Origin of the sequence: Hymenobacter glacieicola, assembly GCF_014640315.1 — a bacterium.
GTDB lineage: Bacteria > Bacteroidota > Bacteroidia > Cytophagales > Hymenobacteraceae > Hymenobacter > Hymenobacter glacieicola.
Map to the genome: position 1 here is coordinate 250,355 of NZ_BMGS01000004.1, position 25,656 is coordinate 276,010.

Genomic DNA, 25,656 nt, shown 5'->3' on the forward strand with positions numbered 1-25,656 from the left:
CGGTATTTAAAAGATGGTAATCGGGTAGGAAAGGCTGCCTGGATGATAAAAAATATTCGGAATATTTTATGTTGCCTTTTGCCGCCGCGGGTAGGAGTTTTCAGGTACACCGCACCCGCGGCGGCAAGCCTTAAGGGCCGTTGCTGCTGTGAATACCGCGCATCGGACTGGGCGTTACAGCGAATCGAAAATTTATTTTTCAGCCTGTAGCCTTGGCTAGCCGCCGAAGCCGCCCCCACCGCCCTGGGGCTGGTTTTCAATCTTCTTAGGGGGCTTGTTGGAGCCCAAATACCAGCTGAAGCCCAGGTAGCCTACCCGCGACTCCCACTTGTTGTAGTACTCGGCCCGGAAGTTTTCCGTGAACGACTCGGAGCGGTTGCGCTGGGTGTTGAAGATGTCCGATACGCGCAGGGTCAGGGCGGCGCGGTCGGAGAACAGGCGCTGGCGCAGGGCCACATCCACGGAGCCCACCGGCGCCACCCGGCCCTGGGCCGTTACGGCGGCGGCGCGGTAGTTGCCCGTTAGTTGCATGTCCAGCTTGGGGGTAGGGGTGAAGGAGTTCATCACGCGGGCCGTGCCCGAAATAATCCGGCGGTTGGCTTCATTGCCGGTGGCGGCCGTCACGGTGTTTTGGAACAAGGAGCCGCTGGCCGTCAGGCGCCACCACTTGGCCAGGGGCTGGTTCAGGGAAACTTCGGCCCCGTAGCTGGTGGCCTGCCCGAAGTTGCGCACGTACTGAGCCGTGATGACAGCCCCGGAGCCGTAGCGCTGGGTAGCTTCCTCATCTACCCGCACCAGGCGCTGAATGGTGTTGTCGGTGTGGCGGTAGAACAAGGTCGACGTCAGCGACGCTTGGCCCACGCTCACCTGGTGGCCCAGCTCGAAGGCGTTGATGTACTCAGGCCGCAGCGTGGGGTTGCCGATGCGGTAGCTGCGCTGGTCCTGGTAGAGCGGGAAGGCCAGCAGCTGCATGAAGCCGGGCCGGTTCAGGCGGCGGGAGTAGCTCAGCTTCACGCGCTGGTCTTTGCCGGGCAGGGTGCGCTCCACGGTGGCCGAGGGGAACAGGTTCAGGTAGCGCAGACGGAAGGGCCCGTTGCCGTTCAGCACCTCGCCGCTGGTGTGGGTGTATTCGGCCCGCAGGCCGCCCTGCATGCGCCATTTGTTTATTTCCTGCTGGTAGGTAGCGTAAGCAGCCTGGGTTAGCTCCCGGAAGGTGTACTCGTAGGAACGGTCGGGGAGGCGGTCGAAGGCGGGGCCGTCGGCCTGCTGGCGCAGGAAGTTGTCGGTGCCGCCGTTGCGCTGGTACTGGCCCTTGAAGCCCGCATCCAGGCGGGCCTTTTCGCCCAGGGGGTGCACGTAGTCGAGCTGGCCGGCCACGGCGTTCAGGCGCACGTCCAGGTCTTGCTGCCACTCGCGCAAGTCGTTGGAGCCCTCCGTGTTGCGCTGGGCCACTACCACATCGGCGTTCAGGAAGGTGTAGTTCACGCTGCCCGTCAGCTCCCGGCCCTTGTGCGCGTCCCAGGTGCGGCGGTAATCCACGGAGGCATCAAGGTTGTCGATGTTTTCAGTGACGCGAAAGGTGCTGCCAATGCGGGCCGTGGTGTCGCCGCTGAGGGTAGCCAGTTGGGTGCCGGTGTTGCGGCTGCGGTTGAAGTTGGGCTCTACCGTAAAGGTCAGCGTCTGGTTAGCGGGTAGGGTGTAGTCGAAGCCCAGACGGCCGTTGTAGCTTTTGCTGTGGCGCAGGTTGTTGCCCTGCTGGTAGGTGCGCAGGGTGCGGTTTTCCAGGGTCGTGTACTGGTCGCTCCACATGCGGCTGCGGTAGTGGTCATCGCGCAGATCAAAGGAGCCGAACACGTTGAGCTTGCCGGTGCGGCGGTTCAGGCTCAGGCTGGTGTTGTACTTGTCGCGGGTGCCCACGTTGAGGATGGCCTGCCCGTTCCAGCCGTCCTTTTTCTGCTTTTTCAGGATGATGTTGAGCACCCCGCCCGCCCCGGCGGCATCGTAGCGGGCCGAGGGGTTCGTGACAACTTCCACCCGCTCGATGCTGCTGGCCGGAATCTGCTCCAGGCGGTTGCCGCCGGCCCCGCTGTTGGCCGAGTTGCTGGGCTTGCCATCAATTAGGATGGTGATGTTGGAGGAGCCGCGCATGCTCACGGTGCCATCGGGGGCTACTGTGACGGAGGGCACGTTCTGGAGCACGTTCACGGCCGTACCGCCCACGCTGCTCAAGTCTTTTTCTACGTTAATTACCTTCTTGTCCAAGCTTTCCTGCACGGCGGCCCGCTCGCCCTGCACCGTTACGCCAGCCAGCTGGGTAGCGGTAGATTTCAGCTTCATCGGGCCCAGTTGCAAGGTAGGCGCGGCGCTGGTCAGGGCCACGGCGCGGCGCAGGCCCTGGTAGCCCACCGCCGTAGCTTTCAGCAAGTAGTTGCCCAGCCCCAGCTTTTCCAGCGCGAATCGGCCATTTTCCGCGGTTTCGGCCCCGGCCACGAAGCTTGAATCCTGGGCCCGCAGCACCACCACGTTGGTGAAGGGCAGCGGCTGCCCGGTGGCTTGGTCGAGCAGGGTGCCCCTGATGGAGCCGGCCGGTTGTTGCTGGGCCGCGGCGGCCAGGGGAAAGAGCATAGCGAGGAACCCCAGGCCCCGCAGGGCCCGGCCGGAAGACAGGGAGGTAGTCATAAAATGGGAGTGGTTGGGGACGAATCGGGCAAGGAGAGGCCGGGCCCGGCGGCCGCGGTTCCGCTGGGCTGGCAGGGCTGCCAGAAATTCAGACACGAAAAGCAGGGGCCCCGGGCAGTTGCTGCGGGGAGGCCAGGCAACCGGAACACAAGCGCCGCGGCCAGAAACCAGGGTTTCCGGCGGGCGGCTCAGCACCCGGCCCGGTTGGCGCGCGGTGGTGTCCGGCAGGCGCCGCGGGAGGCTCGGGGTAGGAGCTGCGCCGCGGCAAAGAGTTCAGCTAATCAACAGTTCAAAGGTAAGTGAAGGTACTATGTAAAGCAAGGTACCTGTGGAAATTAATTTCTGTATCGGGGAAAACCTTGGATTTAGGAGGAAGCAGAAGGTAGCGGGCCCGCCGCATACCCCGAAGCCCGGGCGGCAGCAAGGGCAGTAGCTGGCTATCAGGGGAATAGATGCGGGGCGCGCAGCACCGGTTGCCTGGAAAGCGGAAAATATCTTATTGCGCTGATATAGATGGATTAAGGGGAAGTCGAGCCGAAGTAGAAGCCTCTTGCGGTGTTGCCGCCGCTAACCCACCTGCCCCGTGAAGCGTGTGGCGCATCATGCTAGGGTTCGTAGCCACCGGTGAAGCGGCCTTCCCGCCTGGCCTTTACAATGAAGGTAGCTACCGGTAGGAATGCTCCGATTTCGCTCAGCAGGACACTAGAATAGCAAGGTCAGCAGGCGGTCCGCTTTGGCTGCGCTTCCGCCTGTCAGTATGCAGTAGAGTTGCGCCTCATGAGGCCACACCCGTAGGACCTTTCGTTTCCGAACAGCCTGTCCATTTCCGGACATATTTCTTACCCTACCGTTTTCTTGGAATGGATGTAAGATGTTGATGCAATGTGCTTTAAATGGTTGGCATACCTCTTGGCTGACTCTACAGGAAAACATTCCCTTCCTGTACGAAAATGGACAGAGCTATACCTACCGCAACCCTAAACCGCCGCCAACGCCGCCGCTGGCTGCTGGGCTTGGGCCTGCTGGTGCTGCTGGCAGCGGGGCTGCTGGCGTTTCGCCGGGTGCTGAAGCCCAGCCTGGAGCGCAACAGCGTACTGACAGCCCGCACCGAAACCGGCGACGTGGAAGCCTCCCTTACGGCGGCCGGCGTTATTATTCCCGCCCATGAGGCCGTCATCACCAGCCCCATCCAGAGTACTATCCGCCGGGTGCTGGTAGCGGTGGGCAGCAAGGTACAGCCCGGCCAAGCCATTCTGGAGCTGGACCGGGAACTGACCACCACGGCCCTGGCCAAGCTCCAGGACGAGCAGCAGCAGAACCGCAACAAAAACAGCCAGCTGCAGCTCACCCTGGAAAAAGCCCTCAACGACCTTCGCTCCCAGGAGCAGGTGCAGCAGGTGAAGGTCCGCAGCCTGCAGTCGGCCCTGCGCGATGAGCAGTACTTGCTCAAGATTGGCGGCGGTACCTCCGAGAGCGTGCGCCAGGCTGAGCTAAGCTTGAAAGTAGCCCAATTGGAGCTGCAGCGCCTGGGCGAGCAAATCCGGAACCAGCGCGCCGCCAACGCCGCCGATGTGCGGGAGCTGGGCTTTACCATGCAGATTCAGGACCGCAGCATTGCCGAGCTGGCCGGCAAGCTGCAGCAGGCCAACATCAGCAGCCAGCAGCCGGGCGTGCTTACCTGGGTCAACGAAAACCTGGGCAGCACCGTGCAGGCCGGCGACCCGCTGGCCCGGGTAGCCGATTTGAGCCGCTTCCGGGTGCGCGCCACCATCTCCGATGCCTACGCCGATGCCCTGCACCTGCAAGACCCCGTCGTGGTTCGCGTGAACGGCACTGATTTGCGCGGCACCATTACTACCGTAAGTCCGGCCGTGGACAAGGGGGTAGTCACTTTCTACGCCGTCCTGGCCCAGGACCACCACCCGGCCTTGCGCTCCAATCTGCGGGCCGATGTGTTTGTGGTGACCAAAGCTTTGCGCAACGTGGTACGGGTAAAAAACGGCCCGTTTTATAAAGGCGGCAAAGAGCAGGCAGTGTTCGTGGTGCAGGAAGGCAAGGCGGCGCGCCGCACCGTGCAGTTCGGGGAAAGCAACTTCGACTACGTGCAAGTAACCGGCGGCCTGCGCCCCGGCGAGGAAATCATCGTGTCCGACATGAAGGACCACGCCGATACGCCCGAACTCACCCTCAACGACTAGCAGGGCCATGAAACGGATATTTCTTGCTGTTGCCAAGTGGGTTGTAGAGAAGCGTCCGCAGCCTCAAAACGACCAGAAGGGGCCCGTGCACGCAACCTCAGCCGCGCCAAAACCCCACGCGGCGCTTCTGTGCCTCGTGGTTTCCCTGCTGCTGACTACGCCGGCCGGGGCCCAAACGCTCCCCTCGGCCTTAACCCTGAACCAGGTTATTGAGCTGGCCCTAAGCCAGTCGGCCGCCGCCCAGCAAACCCAGACCTCCCGCGACAAAAGCTACTGGGAGTGGCGCACGTACCAGGCGAATTACAAGCCGCAGCTGGGGCTGCAAGGTACCCTGCCGGGTTTCAGCCGCGTGATTACGCCCGTGGTGCAGCCCGATGGTACCACCGACTTTCGGGCCGTGCGCATCAACAATTCCAACCTCAACTTGTCGGTAAGCCAGAACATTGGCCTGACGGGTGGGCAGATTTTCGTGGCCTCCGAGGTGCAGCGCTTCGACGACTTTAACGGCGGCCTGAAGCGCTACAACAACCAACCCGTGGCCGTGGGCCTGACCCAGCCACTGGGCCTGTTCAACGGGCTGAAGTGGGCCCGGCGCATTGAGCCGCTGCGCTACCAGGAAAGCCAGCGTCAGTACGTAGAGGAGCGCGAAGGTATTGCCCAGCGCATTACGGAGCTGTACTTTGATGTGCTGCAGGAGCAGGTAAACGCCGAGGTAGCCAGCCAGAACGTGCAAGCCAACGAGGAATTGCTGCGCATTGGCAAGGAGCGGCACCAACTCGGCCGCCTCTCCCAGAGCGACCTGCTGCGCCTGGAGCTGAACCTGCTGAATGCCCGTCAGGCCGTGGCCCAGGGTCGATTGGACGCCCAGAACGCGGCCGTGAATCTGCAGAGCTATACGGGCCTGCGGGCCGATGCCCTGCGCCTGGCGGTGCCGCCCGCCGCCCCGCGCTTGGCAGTGCCCGCCGAGCAGGCCCTGCAGCAAGCCCGCGAGAATCGCAGCCTGGTGCTGGCCTTTCGTCGGCGCCTGTTGCTGGCCGAGCGCGAGGTAGCGCTGGCCCGGGGCACCACGGGTTTTCAGGCCACGCTGGCGGCCAACCTGGGCTACGTGAACCAGGCCGGCAACCTCTGGGCTACGTACGCCGCCTTGCAAAATCAACAGCAGGTACGCCTCACCTTTGCCCTGCCGCTGGTCGATTGGGGCAAGCAGAAATCCATCGTGAAAACGGCGGAGCTAACCCGCCGCCAAGTGCAAACCGACGTGGCCCAGGAAGAAGCCTCCTTCGAGCAGAGCGTGCAGGTGCAGGCCACCCAGCTCCCTACCCTCGGTGAGCAGCTGGACCTGGCCACCCGCGCCGATTCGTTGGCCCAGCGGCGCTACGACATTGCCCAGGCCACTTACAAAGTCGGCCGCATCAGCCTTACTGACCTCACCATTGCTTCCGCCGAAAAAGACCAGGCCCGCCGCACGTACATCCTGGCCCTGCGCGCGGCCTGGGTGGCGCATTACCGCCTCCGGGCCCTTACGCTCTTCGACTTCGAGCGCCAGCTACCCCTAACGGCCCAGTAGCTGCGTCCCGTCGGCCGTAGCTGCCACCCCCCGCGCAAGTCGCCCTCCATTATCGAACACCCTGTCCGGAACTGGACATATTTTGCTACATGATTAATTGATAAATGTACTGTAATTAACTGATTTGCAGTAATTTATTAAAATGGCATGCTGCTTGGCAATCCTACTATAGCTTGGGTAGGCTACTGCCCAAAACCGGACAGCTTCTTTCGCCCGCCTTCTTCATCTTCTCCTACTCCGACCTGCTCATGGAAAACATCCTCGCCCAATCGGCCGTGCGGCCCCAGGCCACTGCTGCCACGCTGGCCGCTACCGCCCAGCCCGTTATTCAACTGCGCGACATCGAGAAAGTCTACCAGACCAAAACCATTGAAACCGTAGCCCTGAACCGGGTAAACCTGACCATCCACAAAGGCGAATTCGTCTCGATTATGGGCCCCTCGGGCTGCGGCAAGTCTACGTTGCTCAGCATTATTGGGCTACTGGATGAGCCTACCAGCGGCGTAATTGAGCTGGACGGCCGCCCGGTGCAGTCGTACTCCGATAAGGAGCTGGCCGCGCTGCGCAACCAGAAAATCGGGTTTGTTTTCCAGAGCTACCACCTCATCAACGACCTCTCGGTGCTGGATAACGTGGAGTTGCCATTGCTGTACCGCTCCGGGGTAGGGGGCCGGGAGCGGCGGGAGCGGGCCTATGCCGCCCTCGACAAGGTAGGGCTGAGCGCCCGCACCAACCACTTTCCCAGCCAGCTTTCCGGCGGGCAGCGCCAGCGCGTGGCCATTGCTCGGGCCCTGGCCGGCAACCCCGAAATCATTCTGGCCGATGAGCCCACCGGCAACCTCGACTCGGTGATGGGCGAGGAAATTATGGACCTGCTGCTGGGCCTTAACCGCCAGGAGGGCACCACCATCGTGATGGTAACCCACGACGAGCAGCAGGCCCACAAAACCCAGCGCCTCATCCGCTTCTTCGACGGGAGCCAAGTTCAGTAAATGGTGAAATGGTGAGGCGGTGAATTGGTGAGTTGCTGTTCAGCCAAGCCCATTTGCCCCATTAGAACATTAACCTCACCATTTCACCATCTCACCATTTCACCTTCTCCCATGCTTCTTTCCTACCTCAAAATTGCCTGGAAAGTCTTGCTGCGTCGCAAGTTCTTTACCTTTATCAGCCTGTTCGGCATCTCCTTTACGCTCATGGTGCTGCTGGTGGTGGTGGCCCTGTTCGACCATGCGGTGGGGCCCCACGCACCCGAAACGCGCCTCGACCGGATGCTGTTCGTTAACTTCCTGCACATCAAGTATAAGAACGGGGGCAACCAGAACTCGCCGCCCAGCTATTACCTGCTCAACCGGTACGTGCGCCAGCTTCGGACCCCGGCCAAGGTGGCCATCCACTCGCTCTTCCACGCTACCCCCAGCTACGTGGGCAACACCCGCCTCGACCTGGACCTGAAGTACACCGATGACGCCTTCTGGCAGGTGCTGGACTTCACCTTCGCGGAGGGCAAGCCCTTCGGGGAAGCCGAGGTGAAGTCGGCGGCCCGGGTGGCGGTTATCAACCGCACCACGGCCCGCAAGTACTTCGGCACCGACCAGGGGGTAGTGGGGCGCACCATTGAAATCAACCAGACGGCCTTCCGGGTGCTGGGCGTGGTGGAGGACGTGCCCGTGATGCGGATTTCCTCCTACGCCGACGTGTGGGTGCCCCTCACCACCAGCCCCAACGACCTGAACCGCGTCACGCTTACCGGCGAATTCGCGGCCATCATCTTGGCCAAGTCGCCCGCCGATAAGGCGGCCGTGCAGGCCGAGTTCGACCAGATGGTGAAGCGCATTCCGCTGCCCGACCCCAAGGAAATGGACCACCTGGATTTGCACGCCGACGAGATTCTCGCCTCGTACTCGCGGCAACTCATGAGCCCGCTCACCAACTACACCTCCGACGGCCTGAATATGTTGTACTCAATTCTGGGCGGCCTGGCCCTGCTGTTCATGCTGCTGCCGGCTCTGAACCTAGTCAACATCAACGTGAGCCGCATCATGGAGCGCTCCTCCGAGATTGGGGTGCGCAAGGCCTTCGGGGCCACCAGCCGCACCCTGATTGGACAGTTCCTGGTGGAAAACGTGTTCCTGACGGCCCTGGGTGGGTTGCTGGGCCTGCTGATGGCCTACGTGGCCTTGCAGCTCATTGGCGGGGCCCAGATTCTGGCCTACGCCCAGTTCGAGCTGAACTGGCGCATTTTCGGGTGGGCCCTGCTCGTGACCCTGTTTTTCGGGGTGCTGTCGGGGGGGTATCCAGCCTTTAAAATGTCGCGGCTGCTGCCGGTGCAGGCCCTGAAGGGCGTGCGCAACTAGGCCCCGCACCGCTGTTTCCTTCCGCCCGCTATTTTTCTCCGTTATGATTCGTCACCTGTTTACCCTGATATGGAACCGCAAGCGCGCCAACTTCCTGCTCATGGCCGAAATTCTGCTCTCGTTTTTCGTCCTGTTCGTGGTGAGTCTGCTGCTGGTCAACAACTACCACAACTACCGCCAGCCCAAGGGCTTCGCGCCCGATAACGTGTGGGAATTCAACGTGGACCCCGGCCAGGATACGGTGGACCGCAAGGGCACCCTGCGCCGGTTGGTGCAGGAGTTGCAGGCCACGCCGGGGGTAGCGGCCGTCACCTGGACCAGCTCCAACACGCCCTACTCGTTCAGCAACATGAACACCGACCAGTACCGCTACAAAGACCAAAAAGCGCCGCTAACGGAAGTGTATGATGCCGACGACGAGATGGTGCGCGTGCTGGGGCAGAAAGTGGTGGCAGGCCGCTGGTTCGACCGCCGCGACGATGCCGCCACCCACACGCCCGTGGTAGTAAACCAGAAGTTCGCCGAAGCCATGTTCGGCCAGGAGTCGGCCGTGGGCAAGGTGCTGACCGATGACAAGCGCACCCGGCAGTGGCAGGTGGTGGGCGTCATTGAAGCCTACCGCTCCGGCAACGACTTCGCGGCCAACGAAGCCGCCCTCTTCGAGCGGCACGTACTTCAGGATACGGCCCAGTACGGCAACAACACCCTGCTGGTGCGCGTGCAGCCGGGCAGCGGGGCCGTGCTGGAGCAGCAGCTGGTGCGCAAAATCAAGGCCGTGACCAAGGGCTGGGATGCCAACGTGAACACCCTGGCCGAAAACCGCCAGGACAAGCTCCGAATCATGCTCACGCCCCTCGTGGCGCTGGGCCTGGTGGGCGGGTTTCTGATTCTCAACGTGGCGCTGGGGCTGTTCGGGGTGCTGTGGTACAACATCAGCCAGCGCAAGGCCGAAATCGGGCTGCGCCGGGCCCTGGGGGCCACGGGCCGCGGCATCAGTCGGCAGTTCCTGGGCGAAATGCTGGTCGTGACGACCCTGGGCGTGACTGGGGGGCTGCTGCTGGCGGTGCAGTTTCCCCTGCTCGGGGTGTTCGGCTTGCCGCCCCAAGTATACGCACTGGCCATGAGCCTGGCCACGCTGCTCATCTTCGCCCTGACGGCCATCTGCGCCCTGCAGCCCAGCCGCACTGCCGCCGGCATTCATCCGGCCGTGGCGTTGCGGGAAGAGTAGAGCCGGGGGGCTTTCTAGGTAATAGCCCGGTCCACAAGATGCCCATGTGAGTTGCCGCGCAAAGCCGCGGCAGCAGAAAAAGGCAGGAGTGATGCAGTTTTTTCTGAGCTGGCCCAGCTTTTTATGCTGTGAATTCCGTCCTTCGCCTACCCTGAGCTATGATACTGATTATTGACGACGATGTGGCCGTGCGCACTTCGCTGGGACTCTTGCTGAAACAGGCGGGGTACGCAGCCAAAGGCGTAGCTACCCCCGAGGAGGCCCTGCGTCTGGTGCAGGAAGCCCCGCCCCAGCTGGTGCTCATGGACATGAACTTTTCCCTGGATACCAGCGGCCAGGATGGATTGCGCCTGCTGGCCCAAGTAAAGCAGCTAACCCCGCAGGTGCCCGTGATTCTGATTACCGGCTGGGGCTCCATTGCTTTAGCGGTGGAAGGCATGAAGGCCGGCGCCGCCGAGTTCATCACCAAGCCCTGGCACAACAACTCCCTGCTGCAAACCATCCGCACTATTCTGGCCCTGCACGAGCCGGACCCCGACGCCGACCCCACCGCCTTTTCGCGCCGCCAGCTCGATAAGCAATTCAATTTCCAAGGCATTGTGGGCCAGGATGCTCGTCTTGTGCAGGTGTTGCGCAATGTGGGGCAGGTAGCGGCCACCGATGCGTCCGTGCTCATCGAAGGCGAGTCGGGGACGGGCAAGGAGTTGATTGCGGAGGCCGTGCACCAGAACAGCCAGCGCCGCCGCCAGCCCTTCGTGAAAGTAAACCTGGGCGGCATCTCGGCCTCTTTGTTTGAAAGCGAAATGTTCGGGCACCGTCGCGGGGCTTTCACGGATGCCAAAACCGACCGGGTAGGCCGCTTTGAACTAGCCAACGGCGGCACCATTTTTCTGGATGAAATCGGGGAGCTGGACCTGGGCTCCCAGGTGAAGCTGCTGCGGGTGCTGCAGGACCGCACCTACGAGGTGCTCGGCGACAGTAAGCCGCGCCGCCTCGACATCCGGGTGATTTGCGCCACCAACCGCAACCTGGCCGACATGGTGCAGCAGGGGCGCTTCCGCGAGGACCTGTTCTACCGCATCAATCTGATTACCGTGCGCCTGCCCGCCCTGCGCGAGCGGCCCCACGACATTCCGCTGCTGGTGCAGCACTTCGTGGATGGGCTGCGCGCCACCTACAACCGTCCGGCCCTGAAGGTAGGCACCCGCGCCCAGCACTGGCTGCAGGAGCAGCCCTTGCCCGGCAACATCCGGGAGCTGAAAAACCTGGTGGAGCGCGCCGTGCTGGTCAGTGGTAAGGATGAGCTCGGCCCCGAGGACTTCCAGGCCCAATTCCAACGGGCACCCGCCCGCCCCGCCGAGGCGGGTGAGCTACCCCAACCCGGCACCATCACCCTCGATGAGCTGGAAGCCCAGATGATCCGCCGCACCCTGGAGCACTACAGCGGCAACATCAGCCGCGTAGCCAAAGCCCTGGGCCTGAGCCGCGGCGCCCTCTACCGCAGGCTGGAGAAATACGCCATTCCCTTTGATGTGGAATAAAACACCGGAAAGCCCGCTCCCTTTCTCCGCTGAGGAAGGAAGCGGGCTTTCCGGTTATCGTATACTTTAGGGAGCTATTATTTCATCTGCTTTCATGTCCCTGCGCGTCAAGTTTATTCTGTTTGTCGTCCTGATTCACGCCGTGCTTATCGTGCTGGCGGGGCAGGTGATGCGCACAAACGCGCCGCTGTTTGTGGGGTTGGAAGTGCTGCTGGCCATCAGTATCCTGCTCACGGTGCAGCTGTACAAGGGTTTCGTGCGCCCCTTTCACCTGATTGCCGCCGGCACCGAAGCTATCCGGGCCAAGGATTTCTCCATGAAGTTTGTGCCGGTAGGGCAGCGCGAGATGGACCAGCTCATCGACGTGTACAACCACATGATTGAGGAGCTGCGCCGGGAGCGGGTCACCCAGCACGAGAAAAGCTACCTGCTGGAAAGCCTGATTCAGGCTTCCCCGGCCGGGGTGCTGCTGCTCACCTTCGATGGCCGGATTGAGGGCGTGAACCCGGCCGCCGAACGAATGCTGGGCCTGCCGGCCGCGCAGCTGCTCGGCGAGCAGCCCGCCTACCTGCCCGGCGACTGGGGTAGTACGCTGGCCAACCTCTCGGAGCAGATGCCGCAGGTGGTGCAGCTCTCGGGCATTCAAACCTACCGCGCCCACTGCTCGCGCTTCATCGACCGGGGATTTTCGCGCCGGTTTATCGTGCTGGAGGAGCTGACCCAGGAGTTGATTCGGCAGGAAAAGCAGGCCTACGAGAAGCTGATCCGGATGATGTCGCACGAAATCAACAATTCCATCGGGGCTGTCAACTCCATTCTGCAAAGCTTCCACCACTACGCGCCCCAGCTCCGCCCCGACGACCAGCCCGATTTCACGGAGGCCCTCGACGTGTCCATCAGCCGCAATACGCACCTGGCTAACTTCATTGCCGACTTCGCCAACCTGGTGCGCCTGCCCTTGCCCCAGCGCCAGCCGACCGACGTGCATGAGCTGCTACGCACGATTGAGCGGCTGCTGCACGTACAAACCGAGCGCCGCCGCATCCGGTGGCACCCCCGTTTTGCGCCCGGCCCGCTGGTCGTTCACCTCGATGCCCAGCAGCTGGAACAGGCCCTGCTCAACATCTGTAAGAACGCGCTGGAAGCCATTGGCGAAGACGGCAACCTGTGGGTGCGTACCAGCCCGGAGCCCGCCAGCATCATTATTGAAAACGACGGCCCCGGCATTGCGCCCGACGTGCAGCGCCGCCTGTTCACGCCCTTCTTCAGCACCAAGCGCGACGGCCAAGGCATCGGCCTTACCCTGGTGCGCGACATTCTACTAGCTCACAATTTTTCGTTTGAGCTGGCTCCAACGCCGCAGGGTACCACGGCTTTTACCATCCGATTCGCGTAGCACCCGGTGCAAAGAGGTCACGGCTCAACGCGCTACGCTTACTCAATGGTCAGGCGCCGCGTCTGCTTGCCGCACCGTACTACGTAGATGCCGGGCTTGAGCGAGGGTAGGGAAAGGCCTTCCACCTCATAGGCGGGACGGGCGTCAGCGGCCACCAAGCGGCCCACCGCATCGAATACCTGTACGGGCTGATTAGCTTCTAGGCCGGCGGCCCACACGGTGCCCCGGCTTGGGTTGGGCCACAGCGTGAGTTCAGCCGGCGTGGGCAAGGCCAGGTCGCGGATAGTTGTCACGAAGAAGCGGTCGGCAAAGTACTCGTAGGAAGGCACACCGCCGGGCAGGGTAGTCTGGCCCAACGTAAGGCCCGGACCCTGAAAGGTGCCCGCAACTTGCAGTGTACCGGTAGCACTGGAGGCCACGGCCAAACCCAAATCGGAGCCGCTGCCACCCCCACCCGCCGCCCAGCGCCAGGCCCCCTGCGGGTCAAGTTGGGCTACTACCACATCGGTCTGGCCAGCGGCGCTCAGGGCGGGCAACGGCCCAAAAGAAACCTTGGCGCCGGAAAAGCAGCCGGTTACCAGTACGTTGCCGGCCGCATCCAGCGCAATGCCGTTGCCGGTGTCCGTTTCAGGGCCACCGCCGCGCACCGCCCACTGCCAGACGCCGCTGGTATTAAGCTTGGCCACGAGTAGGTCGGGGTTATTATCGTCTTTGGGCAGAGAGGTAGTACCGATGAAGGCTTGTTTTCCGGCTACCATGCCCGTCAGGTACACGTTACCGGCCGGGTCAGTGGCTAGGCCGTTGCCTCGGGTTTGAGCCGTGCCGCCGCCCGCGGTTGCCCACTGCCATTGGCCCTGGTTGGTTAACTTAGTCACGAACAAGCTGCTCCGCCAGTTGCCCCGGCGCAACGTCTGGGAACCGAAACGGGCTTCGTTGCCTTCGAAGGAACCGGTTACGTACACGTTGCCGCCAGCGTCCAGCCCAATGCCCTGCCCAAAGTCGTAGCCGCCGGTGCCGCCTTCCACCATGACCCATTCCCAGGTCCCTGCCGCGCTTAGCTTGGCAACAAAGGCATTGTAGAGTCCTTCGTTGCGAACAGGAATAGCGCCGAACGTGGCATCATGCACGCGCAAGCCACCCGTAACGTAGGCGTTGCCGGCCGCATCAACGGCCAGGGCCGTCCCGAAGATGTAGTTGTTGATGTTCTTGCCGCTGGTGTGGCTTACCCGGAGCCACTGCCCGGCTGCACTCAGCTTGGCCACGAATAAGTGGATGCCGTACCCTGGGTTTTGTATTTGCAGGGGCCCAAAATTGGCCTCGTAGCTTCTTGTGTGGCCCGTGAGGTAAATAGTGCCAGCGGCATCCAGGGCTACATCGGTAGCAATATCCTCGTCGCTTCCCCCGGCCCGGATGGCCCACTGGTAGGTGCCAGCGGCATCCAGCAGGGCCACAAAAATGTCATAATCGCCGGCTGCGGTAAGGGTAGTGCTGCCCAGCGTGAGGGTTTGCCGGAAGGTGCCTACTACCACCGTGTTACCAGCCTGGTCGGTGACGATGCTGCGCGCCTGGGCCTGCTGGCCATAGTCGGCGGGTTTTTCGCCGCCCGTCGCCCAGGCAAAAGCGGGTATCTGAGCATAGCTAGGCCCAGTCAGCAGGAGCAGCGCCCCTAGTAAAAGTACGTGCACGAAGCGTAAGGGTAGCCGCATAGAAAGGAGAGGAAGAAGTAGAACAGATTAGCCAAGAAATAGCGGTAGCCAACGTAGCCTTCAGCAGGGCGCAAAGCAAGGGAAACGCCACAATACTGATGACATACTCAGAAATGCAACGGTGCCCAAACCAAGCAGGCCGCTAAAGCCGGCTACTTGATTTGGGCACCGCAAAAGTAAGGCCAGATATAGTGAATTTACATTATTTGCGTTTCACCGGTGCGGCGGGCTTGCGGGCCGGGGCGGGGCGGTTGGCAGGGGCCGTGCCCTCAGCGGCTACCTGCCCGTTGCGAAAGGTCTTTTTTTCCTGTACCGTTTTGCCATCGGGCCCAAAATAAGCCCACACGCCCGTCTCCTTGCCGTTGCGGAAGGCGCCGGCTACCTCGGCCGTGCCATCTTCGCGCAGTTGGCGGAAGGCTCCCATTTTGAGGCCCTTCACGTAGGTAGTCTCCGCTTTCAGCTTGCCAGAAGGGTAAAAATCCTGTCCCACACCTATGGGTTTGCCGTTTTCGAAGGTCAGCTTGCTTTGCACGGTGCCGGTGGGGTAGTAGGTAACCTGTTCGCCGGCCAGCTTGCCATTCACGTAGGTTTCCTGCTTCTGCACTTGCTTGCCGCCGGGGTGAAAGGTGCGCCACTGGCCCGCGGGCTGGCCGTTTTTGTATTGCTGCTCTTCCCTCGGTAGGCCGTCCTCGTAGTAGGCCGTGATGCGCCGGTCGCGGCCCTGGTTGGCGTACTCAATCTTCTGCTGGGCCTTCCCCGACTCGTAGAAATCCTGCTGAGTGCCCACTAGCACGCCCTGGCGGTAGGTTTGGGTGCTTTTCACGGCCCCGCTTTCGTAGTAGGATTTCGCGGGACCATCGAGGTTGCTGGTGCCGCCGGCCAGGTTTTTGGCTTGTTTGGTGAGGTCGTCGGCCAAGGGGTTTTTCACGGCCCGACCCACGAGGGTAGCGGGGGCGTAGGTGCCCTCGGTGCGCAGCTTGCCCGAGCGGTAAAAGCTGCGGTAGCTCCCTTTGCCGCTTTTATCGGCCTGCACGTCGGTTTCTACCTGGCCGTTGTCGTAGTACGTTTTGTACGGGCCGGCCAGCAGCCCTTTGCTGTACACGCCCTCGCTCTGCAACTGGCCGTTTTCAAAGTAGGTTTTAACCGGGCCGTTGGCTTGCCCGTTCTGGTAGGTGATTTCCACCTGGGGCTTGCCCGACGGATACAGCTCCCGGATGGCCCCGGCGGGCTGACCGTTGCTGAGCGTGGTTTCCAGCTTCACCTCCCCACTGGGGTGGTAGTAGCGCAATGTGCCCGTCGGCTGATCGTCCTCGTAGGTGCCTTCCTGCGCAATTTTACCGGTAGGGTAGTACGTTTTGAAAGGACCTTGGCGGACGCCCTGCTGGTAGGTTACCTCCAGCCGCCGGCCGCCGTTCGGGTGAAACTCTACGTAGGCCGAGTCGCGCTTGCCATCGGTGTAGCGGGTTTGGGCCTCTAGCTTGCCGGAGTAATAAAACCGCTTGTACGGGCCCTGCATTACGGTATCGGCGGCTACCAGGGCCGAGAAAATTTCGCGTTTGCGGGTATTCGTGGAGTCGAAATAAGTGGTGAGGCGCCGCAGCTTCTGGGCCTGAGCGGCCGTGGAAGTTAACAGCAGCAGAGCAAGGGCAAGTCGTTTCATAGGCGCAAGAACGCAGTAAATCAGAAAGTATTTTCGGGGGCCACAGGGTGGGCGGCAGGCCGCAAGGGGCGCACATCACAACGCAGCCTAGCCCAACAACCCCATCGACCGGCCCGGCTCAAAACAAAAGCCCTGCCGTAAAAATGCGGCAGGGCTTTAACACGTGAATTGTCGACAACATCCGGACGAACCGGAAAAAATCCGGCTGAAATCCGGACTTACAGTTTTTCTACCACGAGGCTGCTAGCCCCGCCGCCACCGTTGCAGATGCCGGCTACCCCAATTTTGCCGCCTTCGTTGTGCAGCACGTTTACCAGGGTAGTAACAATGCGTGCGCCCGAAGCGCCCAGCGGGTGCCCCAACGATACGGCGCCGCCGTAGGGGTTTACCTTGGTGCCTTCCAGTTCCAGTAGCTTGTTATTGGCCAGCGAAACCACCGAGAAAGCCTCATTGATTTCGTAGAAATCAACGTCTTTGGCTTCCAGGCCGGCGTGCTTCAGTGCCTTGGGAATGGCCAGGGCCGGAGAAGTGGTAAACCACTCCGGGGCCTGCTCGGCATCAGCAAAGCCCCGAATCAGGGCTAGGGGTTTCACGCCCAACTGCTCGGCCTTTTCCCGGCTCATGAGCAGCACGGCGGCGGCCCCGTCGTTGAGGGTAGAAGCGTTAGCGGCCGTTACGGTGCCTTCCTTGCCGAAAGCGGGCTTCAGGCTGGCAAACTTCGTGAAGTCAGCCTTGGTGTACTCTTCATCGTCGCTGATGACGGTTTCCTTGCCGCGCACCGTAATGGTCACGGGCACGATTTCGTCCTTCTTCTTGCCGGCTTTGGCAGCAGCGGCGCTCCGCTCGTAGCTCTGCTGGGCAAAGGCGTCCTGCTCCTCGCGGGTGATGCCGTAGTGGGTTGCGGTGCGGTCGGCGGCTACGCCCATGGCGAAATCGTGGTAAGGGTCCCACAGACCGTCCTTCATCAGGCCGTCAATCATTTGGCCGTGGCCGTACTTGGCGCCAAAACGGGCCTTATCGAGGTAGTACGGCACGTTCGACATGCTTTCCATGCCGCCCGCCAGCACCACCTCCGACTGGCCCAGCATAATGGCCTGGGCGCCGAACATAATGGCTTTCGTGCCCGAAGCACACACTTTATTGACCGTCGTGCACTCTACCGTGTCGGGCAGGCCGGCTTTCTTGGCGGCCTGCCGGGCCGGAGCCTGGCCTAGGTTAGCCGAAATAACGTTGCCCATAATTACCTGGTCAACTTCGTTGCCGTCAATCCCGGCTTTGTCCAGGGCACCTTTCAGGGCAATGGCACCCAGCTCCGTGGCCGACAACGAGGCCAAGCTGCCCCCAAATGAGCCGATGGGCGTGCGTACGGCGGCTACAATTACTACTTCTTTGATTTGCATAAGTTGGCTAGGGTGGGGTTGGTTGATTGTGGGTGGGCTGCTTTCCCCGTAAAGGTAGGAATTAGGCCAATAGGGTAGGAGGGCGGCCTGGGCTGAACCCAGGCTTAAGTCAGCAGCTAGGGCTGCTGCCCTGAAGGGCAACCACTAGCTGGTCCAACAGTGGGTAGCTGGGGCGGGCTTACCAGCCGGGCTTGCCCTTCGGGGCCGGGGTGGTGGCCTTGCGGGGCAGTTGCTGCAGGTACTGCTGCTCGGCCGTGTGCAGGGCTTCCAGTAGTTGGCGCGCCTGGCCTGGGCTCAGGTTCATCTGTTGCAAACGGGCCCGCTGAGTTTGCGTGTTGGCTTCGGCATTGGTGGCCGCCTCGGTTCCTCCCCGCCGGCTCGTGCCGCCCGGTGCTTCCGGGCCGCTCTCTGCATCACTAAGGCCGCGCACTGACCCCGGCTCACTACCCTTGGCCACGCTGCGTTGTTGTCCTGGCCCCGGCCGGAACCCCTGGTTGGCGGTGCTGCCGGCCGTAGCCGACGGCTGGTTGGGGTCGCGCTGCCCGTTGGGGTCCGCCTTGGATTGGGCAACTGAGTTGGGGTTTTGCGGCTGAGTAGGGTCAGCTAGGTTGCCCAACTGGTCAGTGCCGGCGCGCGGAGCAGAGGAAGCCGATTCGCTGTCCTGGGGGCCGCCATCCGTGCCGGGTGCGGGAGCTTGGGGAGCGGCGGCCCGCCTCGACAGAAAGTTGCGCAGCGCCTCGTAGTTGTAACGGGCGTCCTGATTAGCCGGATTGGCGACCAGCGCCTGCCGCAGCAGACCTACCGCCTGCACATGGTCGTTCTGGGCCGCGGCTAGCGCGGCCAGCTGCTGCAGGGCCACGCTCCGAATGTTGGGTGTTTTGCTGGTTACCAATCGGCTGTAGTAGCCGCGGGCAGCCCCCGGCTGCCCCGCCTGGGCAGTAGCGTGGGCAAGGTTCAACCACACCACCTCTTCGCGGGAGCCCAGGGTTACTGCCGCCGTTTTATAGGCTGCCGCGGCCACCGCGTACTCCTTCCGCGCGTAAGCCGCCGCTCCCTTCCGAATGGCTTCGTTCCGGTTATGAATGCGGGTTAGCCCGCCCCAGGTGCTGAGCAGCAGCACGCCACCTAACAGGGTATTTTTCACGGCCGAATCACTTTTATGGTAATCAATACGTCGAGCACCAGCAGCACCAGGGCCAGCACCAGCGGGTAGCGGTACCGGTTGTCGGCCACGGCTACCGTGCGGACCTGCTCGGCCTGGCCTTCTACGCGGTTGAGGGCGTTTAGCAGCAACGGAAACTCATTTCGCCGATCCGTGAGTTCAAAATACTGCCCGCCAGTCTGCTCCGCTAACCGGCGCAGCGGTACTGGGGCCAGGCGCGTCACCACTTCCCGGCCCCGGGCATCGCGCAGGTAGCCCCGCCCCCCCGACTGCGGGATGCGGCTGCCTTCCACCGAGCCGACCCCCATAGGAAACACCCGCGTGCCGGAGCGGGCCAGCACGCGCACCGTAGGCTCCAGGTTTTCGCCAAAATCCTCCCCGTCAGTTACCAACACAATGGCCGTAGCCCGGGGTACGGCTTCCGGAGTAGCCGTTTGGGTGCTACCCAGCCGCTGCAGCACCAGCTCTAGTGGCGGCGCCAAATCGGTGCTGCCGGCGGGCACCAGTGAGGTTTGCAGCGTGCGCAAAAACAGCTGCAGCGCCCCTTGGTCGTAGGTGAGGGGGCATTGCACGTAAGCTTCACCGGCGAATACAATAAGCCCGAGGCGGTCGGCCTGGAACCGACTAACCAGGGTGCTCAGCTCCGATTTGGCTTTTTGCAGGCGGGAAGGCACTACGTCCATAGCATTCATGGAGCGGGAAAGGTCGACTAGCAGCCACACATCCTTGCCCGCCGTGCGCACGGGGCGCTGGGTCACTCCATAAGCCGGGCCTAGCAGTGCAGCCCCCAGCAGGCTCACGTAGAGCAGCCGCAGCCCCAGCTTCCAGCCTAGTCGCCAGCCGCGCTGCCCCAACGGAGCCGCCAGCCGCCGGGTCCGGAGAGCATAGCCGAGGTAGAAGATAAAAAAAAAGAAAACCACCAGCCCCTCGGGCCAGCCCAGCGGATATGCCCAGTTCAGCACGATGGTAACCACTTATTGTTCACAATACAAGCGCTGCAAAAGTAAGGCTGAGCCCAGGACTTCAAGGGGTGAAAATGCCCTCAGTGGCTCGCAATGCAACGGCAAGATGGAAGATATTTTTTTTGAAAAGGGTTTGTTTCTCCATTCCGCTTGTATATTTGCACACCTTTCAGCCGGAAAGGAGTACCACCTGGAGAGGTGGGTGAGTGGCTTAAACCAGTAGTTTGCTAAACTGCCGTAGCTCTAAAGGTTACCGGGGGTTCGAATCCCCCCCTCTCCACATAGTTCCTATTATGAGTTAGAAATTGTGGGCAATATGTTGCACAACAACCTTGGCAGCCCTGGTTTTTAACTCATAATTCTTTTTCGGGGTGTAGCGTAGCCCGGTATCGCGCCTGCTTTGGGAGCAGGAGGCCGCAGGTTCGAATCCTGCCACCCCGACCACCAGATAGCCGTCAGCCCACCTTTGGGGCGGGCGGCTATTTGTTTTTGACCCCGTAGCTCAGCTGGATAGAGCAGCTGCCTTCTAAGCAGCCGGTCATTGGTTCGAATCCAATCGGGGCCACCAAAACCCGCTTTACACTTTAGTAGGGCGGGTTTTTTACTTCTTGCCAACATTTTTGCCGCTAAACAGAAAGACTCCGTTCGAGGTAGCAAGCAGTACTGGTAAGCCAGCTTGCTGTTAGTCGCCTGCTTTGGTATACGTTGTTCCGTCCGTAGGTAGGCTGGAGGAAGTCGGGCTGTTGGATGGAAAGCGGTAAAACCCAATAGGCCCGGAATAATTAAAGCTGGTGACTAGTCATTGCAATAAGGGAGCTAGGATACGTACTATTGAGTGAGTGGAAACCAAAGCATTTATCGGGGGTAGTAAGCGCCGCATTGGGCACCAGGCAAGCGAATAAGTGGCCACCGCTGAAGCAGTGGTAAATCGGCCTTTTCACTGGTAAAAAACGATTTTTTTCGCTATCTTTGCCTACTTACGCACTAAGCGCTGAACCAACCGCAACATGAGCGAAACTAAAGAGAAAAAAGCCCCCGCCGAGTACTCCGCCAACAGCATTCAGGTACTCGAAGGGCTAGAAGCCGTGCGCAAACGTCCCTCGATGTATATCGGCGACACCGGCATCAAAGGCCTGCACCACTTGGTGTGGGAAGTAGTCGATAACTCCATTGACGAAGCCTTGGCCGGCCACTGCGACACGATCCACGTGACCATTAATGAGAACAACTCCATAACCGTCCGCGACAACGGCCGCGGTATCCCCGTTGATTTCCACCAGAAGGAAGGCCGCTCGGCCCTGGAAGTGGTCATGACGGTGCTGCACGCCGGCGGCAAGTTCGACAAGGACAGCTACAAAGTATCCGGTGGCTTGCACGGGGTAGGCGTCAGCTGCGTGAATGCCCTGAGCAAGGACCTGAAAGTAACCGTGCGCCGCAACGGCAAAGTGTACGAGCAGGAGTATAAAATCGGGGCGCCCCAGTATCCGGTTAAGGAAATCGGCGAAACCGAGGAGCACGGCACGCAGGTAGAGTTCCTGCCCGACGATACCATTTTCACGGAGTCCGTCTATAAGTACGCTACCATTGCTTCCCGTCTGCGGGAGCTGGCCTACCTGAACCGCGGCATCCGCATTACCCTGACTGACCGCCGGGAGCCCGGCGAGAATGGCGCGGAGTTTCTGGGCGAAGAGTTCTACTCCACGGGCGGCCTGGCCGAGTTCGTGCAGTACCTCGATGGCTCGGAGCGCCACGCCTTGATGCCGGCCCCCATTCACGTTATCAGTGAGAAGGGCAGCACCCCGGTGGAGGTAGCCTTGCAGTACAACGACTCCTACCAGGAGAACATTTTCTCCTACGTCAATAACATCAATACCCACGAGGGCGGCACGCACGTGGCCGGTTTCCGCTCGGCCCTGACCCGTACCCTGAAGGCCTACGCCGACAAATCAGGCAAGCTGGAGAAAGCCAAGGTGGAAATTTCCGGGGAAGACTTTCGGGAAGGACTGACGGCCGTTATTTCGGTGAAGGTAGCCGAGCCCCAGTTCGAAGGCCAGACCAAAACCAAGCTGGGCAACAACGAGGTTAGCGGCGCGGTAAACACCGTAGTGGGCGAAATTCTGAGCCAGTACCTGGAGGAAAACCCCAAGGAAGCCGGCATCATCGTGGAGAAAGTAATTCTGGCCGCTAAAGCCCGCATTGCCGCCCGCAAGGCCCGCGAAATGGTGCAGCGCAAAACCGTGCTGGGTTCCACCTCCCTGCCCGGCAAGCTGGCTGACTGCTCGGAATCGGACCCGGAAATCTGCGAGATTTACCTGGTAGAAGGTGACTCCGCCGGCGGTACTGCCAAGCAGGGCCGTAACCGCGCCTTTCAAGCTATTCTGCCACTGCGGGGTAAAATCCTGAACGTGGAAAAAGCCCAGGAGCACCGGATTCTGGAAAACGAGGAAATCCGGAACATGATTACGGCCCTGGGCGTGAGCTTTGGGGTAAACGCCGACGTGGAAAAAGGCATCGAGGCCGACGCCAAAGCCCTGAACACGGCCAAGCTGCGCTACCACAAGGTCATTATCATGACGGACGCCGACATCGACGGCTCTCACATTCGGACGCTGATTCTGACTTTCTTCTTCCGCTACATGCGCGAGCTGGTCGACCGGGGCTACATCTACATTGCCCTGCCGCCCCTTTATCTTGTAAAGCGCGGCAAAGAGGAGCGCTACTGCTGGACCGAGGACGAGCGCGCCCAGGCCCAGGAAGAACTCGGCCGGGGCAAGCCCGAAACGGTGAATGTGCAGCGCTACAAAGGGCTGGGCGAGATGAACGCCGAGCAGCTCTGGGAAACCACCATGCAGCCCGCTACCCGCTCCCTGAAGCAAGTAACCGTGGAATCGGCCGCGGAAGCCGACCACCTGTTCTCCATGCTCATGGGCGACGAGGTAGCTCCCCGCCGCGACTTCATCGAGAAAAACGCTAAATACGCCAAGCTTGACGTGTAAGTAAATCTGGAAAAGGCCCGCTGCAAAGCGGGCCTTTTTGCTTTTAAACCAAGCGCAACAATGCGGCAGTTGATTTCATCGGGGGCTCCTTGGGAGCCGATTGTGGGCTACTCCCGGGCCGTGCGGGTGGGCAACGTGGTGGAAGTGGCCGGAACTACCGCTCAGGAGGGCAACACCATTACGGGCGCCGATGCCTACCAGCAGGCGCAGCGCATCTTAGCTAAAATCGAGGATGCCTTGGCCGCCGCGGGCGCTACAGTGGAGCATGTCGTCCGGACCCGCATCTACCTCACCAACATGGCCGATTGGGAAGCCGTAGGCCGGGCCCACGGGGAGGTGTTTGGGGCCATCCGGCCGGCTTCTACCATGCTGGCGGTAAGCGCTCTGATTGATCCGCGGCTGCTGGTAGAAATCGAAGCGACTGCTATTATTCCGGAGTAGCCATACTTCTACGGGCGTTTGCTCGTATTTTGTCCGGCCTTTCCTTACTCAGTATGAAATTATTCAAATCTGCCGACCTCATCCGCAAAAGCAAGTACATCAGCCGCGACCTGAGTTGGCTGCGCTTTAATTACCGGGTGCTAGATCAGGCGCGCGACGCTAGCCGCTCGCTCTTCGACCGATTGCGGTTTATGGCCATTACCAGCAGCAACCTCGATGAATTTTTCATGATTCGGGTGGGCTCGCTCTACAACTATATCGATTACGGCAAGGAGCGGGTCGACTACTCGGGCCTGCGGGAACTGCCCTTCCGGCGCAAGCTGCTGGACTTTGCCCATCGTTTCATCAACGACCAGTCGCTGACGTACCTGAATGAGCTGAAGCCCCTGTTCGAGAAAAACGGCTTCAACGTGCTTAAAATGGAGGAGCTGACGGAACTGGAGCTGAAGAAGGCCGATGGCTACTTCAAGCACACCATCTTCCCGCTGCTCACGCCCATGGTGTACGACTCCTACCACGGCTTCCCGCTGATGATGAACCAGATGCTCATCTTTGGGGTAGTCACGCGGGCCGGCAGCGTGCTGGATGCGGAGCCCGACAAAGGCCAGGAACGCCTCACCTTCGTGCAGATTCCGCAGAACCTGTCGCGTTTCTTCGAGTTGACCCGCAAGGACAAGGTGATGTTCGTGCCGATTGAAGAAATTGTGCGGGCTAACCTGCCTAAGCTGTTTCGCAACGTCGAAATCGTGTCGGCTAACCTGTTCCGCATCACCCGCAACGGCGACTTTACCCTGGAAGAGTCCGATGACATTGACGTAGACTTCATCAAGGAAATTCAGCTGGGCCTGAAAACCCGCAAGAAGGGTAGGGTAGTGCGCCTGGAGGTGGAGCCCAACGCCTCGCAGCTGCTCATGCAGGTGCTGCGGGAGCGGTGGAACATCGACAACGGTAACGTCTTCGTCATCAATTCCCTGATTGACCTGAAGGGGTTGCTGCAGATTCTGAAGCACCCGAACTTCCGGGGCAAGGGTTTCCGGCAGCCCGCCGCCGTCACGCCGCTGAGCTTGCCGGAAGGGGCCGACGAAAACCTGTTCGAGTACCTGAAGCACCACGACGTGCTGCTGCACCACCCCTACAACAATATCGACCCCGTGGTGCGGTTGCTGGAGCAGGCCGCCGAAGACCCCCACGTGCTGGGCATCAAGCAAACCATTTACCGCCTCGCCGACGACTCCCGCGTAACGGCGGCGCTGCTCAAAGCGGCCGAAAACGGCAAGCACGTATCGGTGCTGTTCGAGGTGAAGGCGCGCTTTGATGAGGAACGCAACATTCGGGAGGGGGCCAAACTGGAAAAAGCAGGCTGCTTTGTCATTTACGGGGTGAGCAAGTACAAGACGCACACCAAAATGATGATGATTATCCGCAAGGAAGGCGAAAAGGTGACCCGCTACGTGCACATCGGCTCGGGTAACTACAACGAGCAAACCTCGCGCATTTACACCGACGTAAGCCTGCTCACCACCAACGACGTGTACGGCCACGACGTGTCGGAATTCTTCAATGTAATTACCGGCCACTCCCAGCCCGACGACTACGAGTACCTCATCACGGCGCCCAAGGACATGCGCCAGCAGCTGATTTCCCTGATCCGGGAGGAAGTGCGCAACGCCAAGAAGGGTTTGCCCAGCGGCATCGTCATGAAGATGAACTCCTTGGAAGACAAGGAAATGATTGACGAGTTCTACAAGGCCAGCAAGGCCGGGGTGCCCATCCGGTTTATTGTGCGGGGCATTTGCTGCCTGCGGCCGGGCCGGGCCGGGCTCAGTGAAAATATCGAAGTGCGCAGCATCGTGGGCGACTACCTGGAGCACTCCCGCATGTTCTACTTCCACCAGGCCGGACACCCCAAAGTGTACGCCGGCTCCGCCGACCTGATGGTACGCTCCTTCGACCGGCGCATCGAGGCTCTGTTCCTGATTGTGAACCCCCAGCTCAAGCGCGAGGCCATTAACATTCTGTACTTCAACCTGAAGGACAACCAGAATACCTACGTGATGCGCGAAGACGGGGCCTACATCCAGCGCCTGCCCGATGATGAAGAACCGGCCTTCAACGTGCACAAGGAGTTCTATAACAAGAACTTCGGGCTGGTGTCCGAAACCCTGCTCTACGACGAGTGGCTGTCCTGCGCCACCATCCGGGCCAGCGCTACTTCCGATGCGGTAGATAACCCACCCTCCGTACCCGTTGACGACGAGCCCAACGCCACCGAGGAAGCAGTAGTTGCCCTGGACCTGGGGGCCGAGCCTGCCGCTGACTCCGAGGCAGCGCTGGAGTAAAGCTAGGGCGGACGGGGAAGAAGG

General features: G+C 61.1%; 16 protein-coding genes and 3 tRNA genes. 13 read left to right on the plus strand and 6 right to left on the minus strand.

Annotated elements, in window-relative coordinates:
* Nucleotides 1–216: 216 nt before the first annotated feature.
* Entirely contained in the window at nt 217–2,679 is a 2,463-nt protein-coding gene (locus IEW18_RS09050) for a TonB-dependent receptor (RefSeq protein WP_188557518.1), read from the minus strand.
* Nucleotides 2,680–3,629: 950 nt separating this feature from the next.
* Here IEW18_RS09050 and IEW18_RS09055 point away from each other — a divergent pair.
* The 7 genes from IEW18_RS09055 to IEW18_RS09085 all read left to right on the plus strand — a co-directional run bounded on the left by IEW18_RS09055 (nt 3,630) and on the right by IEW18_RS09085 (nt 12,966).
* Complete coding sequence (locus IEW18_RS09055) at nt 3,630–4,877, plus strand: efflux RND transporter periplasmic adaptor subunit (RefSeq protein ID WP_188557519.1); 1,248 nt, start codon at nt 3,630–3,632, stop codon at nt 4,875–4,877.
* A 7-nt stretch (nt 4,878–4,884) separates the two neighbouring features.
* Nucleotides 4,885–6,444: a TolC family protein gene (locus IEW18_RS09060; protein ID WP_188557520.1), complete on the plus strand. Its 1,560-nt coding sequence runs from the start codon at nt 4,885–4,887 to the stop codon at nt 6,442–6,444.
* Nucleotides 6,445–6,692: 248 nt separating this feature from the next.
* Nucleotides 6,693–7,436, plus strand: a complete 744-nt coding sequence (locus tag IEW18_RS09065; protein ID WP_188557521.1) for an ABC transporter ATP-binding protein — start codon at nt 6,693–6,695, stop codon at nt 7,434–7,436.
* 111 nt (nt 7,437–7,547) lie between these two features.
* Nucleotides 7,548–8,801, plus strand: a complete 1,254-nt coding sequence (locus IEW18_RS09070) for an ABC transporter permease (protein WP_188557522.1) — start codon at nt 7,548–7,550, stop codon at nt 8,799–8,801.
* A gap of 43 nt (nt 8,802–8,844) precedes the next feature.
* Complete coding sequence (locus IEW18_RS09075; RefSeq protein ID WP_188557523.1) at nt 8,845–10,029, plus strand: ABC transporter permease; 1,185 nt, start codon at nt 8,845–8,847, stop codon at nt 10,027–10,029.
* A 158-nt stretch (nt 10,030–10,187) separates the two neighbouring features.
* Nucleotides 10,188–11,570 (plus strand): sigma-54-dependent transcriptional regulator, encoded by a 1,383-nt coding sequence (locus tag IEW18_RS09080; protein WP_188557524.1) that lies wholly within the window; start codon nt 10,188–10,190, stop codon nt 11,568–11,570.
* A gap of 94 nt (nt 11,571–11,664) precedes the next feature.
* Nucleotides 11,665–12,966 carry a sensor histidine kinase gene (locus IEW18_RS09085; RefSeq protein ID WP_188557525.1) on the plus strand — a complete coding sequence of 434 codons (1,302 nt, stop codon included), beginning with the start codon at nt 11,665–11,667 and terminating at the stop codon, nt 12,964–12,966.
* Nucleotides 12,967–13,004: 38 nt separating this feature from the next.
* Here IEW18_RS09085 and IEW18_RS09090 read toward each other — a convergent pair whose 3' ends face one another.
* From IEW18_RS09090 to IEW18_RS09110, 5 genes are all read right to left on the minus strand, one after another.
* Entirely contained in the window at nt 13,005–14,672 is a 1,668-nt protein-coding gene (locus IEW18_RS09090) for an SBBP repeat-containing protein (RefSeq protein WP_188557526.1), read from the minus strand.
* A gap of 202 nt (nt 14,673–14,874) precedes the next feature.
* Nucleotides 14,875–16,332 carry a toxin-antitoxin system YwqK family antitoxin gene (locus IEW18_RS09095; protein WP_188557527.1) on the minus strand — a complete coding sequence of 486 codons (1,458 nt, stop codon included), beginning with the start codon at nt 16,330–16,332 and terminating at the stop codon, nt 14,875–14,877.
* A 218-nt stretch (nt 16,333–16,550) separates the two neighbouring features.
* On the minus strand, nt 16,551–17,732 hold the full coding sequence (locus IEW18_RS09100; RefSeq protein WP_308428047.1) for an acetyl-CoA C-acyltransferase: 1,182 nt from the start codon (nt 17,730–17,732) through the stop codon (nt 16,551–16,553).
* Nucleotides 17,733–17,910: 178 nt separating this feature from the next.
* A complete protein-coding gene (locus IEW18_RS09105) occupies nt 17,911–18,876 on the minus strand; it encodes a hypothetical protein (protein ID WP_188557528.1) in 966 nt (321 codons plus the stop codon).
* Nucleotides 18,873–19,856, minus strand: coding sequence for a vWA domain-containing protein (locus tag IEW18_RS09110; protein WP_229728664.1), 984 nt, complete (start codon nt 19,854–19,856; stop codon nt 18,873–18,875). Before IEW18_RS09110 ends, IEW18_RS09105 begins: the two co-directional genes overlap by 4 nt.
* Before the next feature lie 192 nt (nt 19,857–20,048).
* On the opposite strand from IEW18_RS09110, the gene IEW18_RS09115 reads away from it, so the two are divergent.
* The 6 genes from IEW18_RS09115 to ppk1 all read left to right on the plus strand — a co-directional run bounded on the left by IEW18_RS09115 (nt 20,049) and on the right by ppk1 (nt 25,632).
* Nucleotides 20,049–20,136 (plus strand) — tRNA-Ser (locus IEW18_RS09115).
* Nucleotides 20,137–20,223: 87 nt separating this feature from the next.
* Nucleotides 20,224–20,300: transfer RNA gene (locus IEW18_RS09120), tRNA-Pro, on the plus strand.
* A 47-nt stretch (nt 20,301–20,347) separates the two neighbouring features.
* Nucleotides 20,348–20,424, plus strand: a tRNA-Arg gene (locus tag IEW18_RS09125).
* A 439-nt stretch (nt 20,425–20,863) separates the two neighbouring features.
* Nucleotides 20,864–22,852 (plus strand): DNA topoisomerase (ATP-hydrolyzing) subunit B, encoded by a 1,989-nt coding sequence (gene gyrB, locus IEW18_RS09130; RefSeq protein WP_188557530.1) that lies wholly within the window; start codon nt 20,864–20,866, stop codon nt 22,850–22,852.
* Nucleotides 22,853–22,912: 60 nt separating this feature from the next.
* A complete protein-coding gene (locus tag IEW18_RS09135) occupies nt 22,913–23,293 on the plus strand; it encodes a RidA family protein (protein ID WP_188557531.1) in 381 nt (126 codons plus the stop codon).
* A 53-nt stretch (nt 23,294–23,346) separates the two neighbouring features.
* The gene (gene ppk1, locus IEW18_RS09140; RefSeq protein ID WP_188557532.1) at nt 23,347–25,632 is read left to right on the plus strand and encodes a polyphosphate kinase 1; all 2,286 of its coding nucleotides are present in this window, start codon (nt 23,347–23,349) and stop codon (nt 25,630–25,632) included.
* The last annotated feature ends 24 nt before the right edge of the window (nt 25,633–25,656 follow it).

What these genes read in the sequence shown, in the direction of transcription:
- IEW18_RS09060 (WP_188557520.1), top strand. Translation starts at nt 4,885, where the DNA reads ATGAAACGGATATTTCTTGCTGTTGCCAAGTGGGTTGTAGAGAAGCGT.
- IEW18_RS09055 (WP_188557519.1), top strand. Translation starts at nt 3,630, where the DNA reads ATGGACAGAGCTATACCTACCGCAACCCTAAACCGCCGCCAACGCCGC.
- IEW18_RS09065 (WP_188557521.1), top strand. Translation starts at nt 6,693, where the DNA reads ATGGAAAACATCCTCGCCCAATCGGCCGTGCGGCCCCAGGCCACTGCT.
- IEW18_RS09075 (WP_188557523.1), top strand. Translation starts at nt 8,845, where the DNA reads ATGATTCGTCACCTGTTTACCCTGATATGGAACCGCAAGCGCGCCAAC.
- IEW18_RS09080 (WP_188557524.1), top strand. Translation starts at nt 10,188, where the DNA reads ATGATACTGATTATTGACGACGATGTGGCCGTGCGCACTTCGCTGGGA.
- IEW18_RS09135 (WP_188557531.1), top strand. Translation starts at nt 22,913, where the DNA reads ATGCGGCAGTTGATTTCATCGGGGGCTCCTTGGGAGCCGATTGTGGGC.
- IEW18_RS09070 (WP_188557522.1), top strand. Translation starts at nt 7,548, where the DNA reads ATGCTTCTTTCCTACCTCAAAATTGCCTGGAAAGTCTTGCTGCGTCGC.
- ppk1 (WP_188557532.1), top strand. Translation starts at nt 23,347, where the DNA reads ATGAAATTATTCAAATCTGCCGACCTCATCCGCAAAAGCAAGTACATC.
- IEW18_RS09095 (WP_188557527.1), bottom strand. Translation starts at nt 16,332, where the DNA reads ATGAAACGACTTGCCCTTGCTCTGCTGCTGTTAACTTCCACGGCCGCT.
- gyrB (WP_188557530.1), top strand. Translation starts at nt 20,864, where the DNA reads ATGAGCGAAACTAAAGAGAAAAAAGCCCCCGCCGAGTACTCCGCCAAC.
- IEW18_RS09050 (WP_188557518.1), bottom strand. Translation starts at nt 2,679, where the DNA reads ATGACTACCTCCCTGTCTTCCGGCCGGGCCCTGCGGGGCCTGGGGTTC.
- IEW18_RS09085 (WP_188557525.1), top strand. Translation starts at nt 11,665, where the DNA reads ATGTCCCTGCGCGTCAAGTTTATTCTGTTTGTCGTCCTGATTCACGCC.
- IEW18_RS09090 (WP_188557526.1), bottom strand. Translation starts at nt 14,672, where the DNA reads ATGCGGCTACCCTTACGCTTCGTGCACGTACTTTTACTAGGGGCGCTG.
- IEW18_RS09100 (WP_308428047.1), bottom strand. Translation starts at nt 17,732, where the DNA reads ATGCAAATCAAAGAAGTAGTAATTGTAGCCGCCGTACGCACGCCCATC.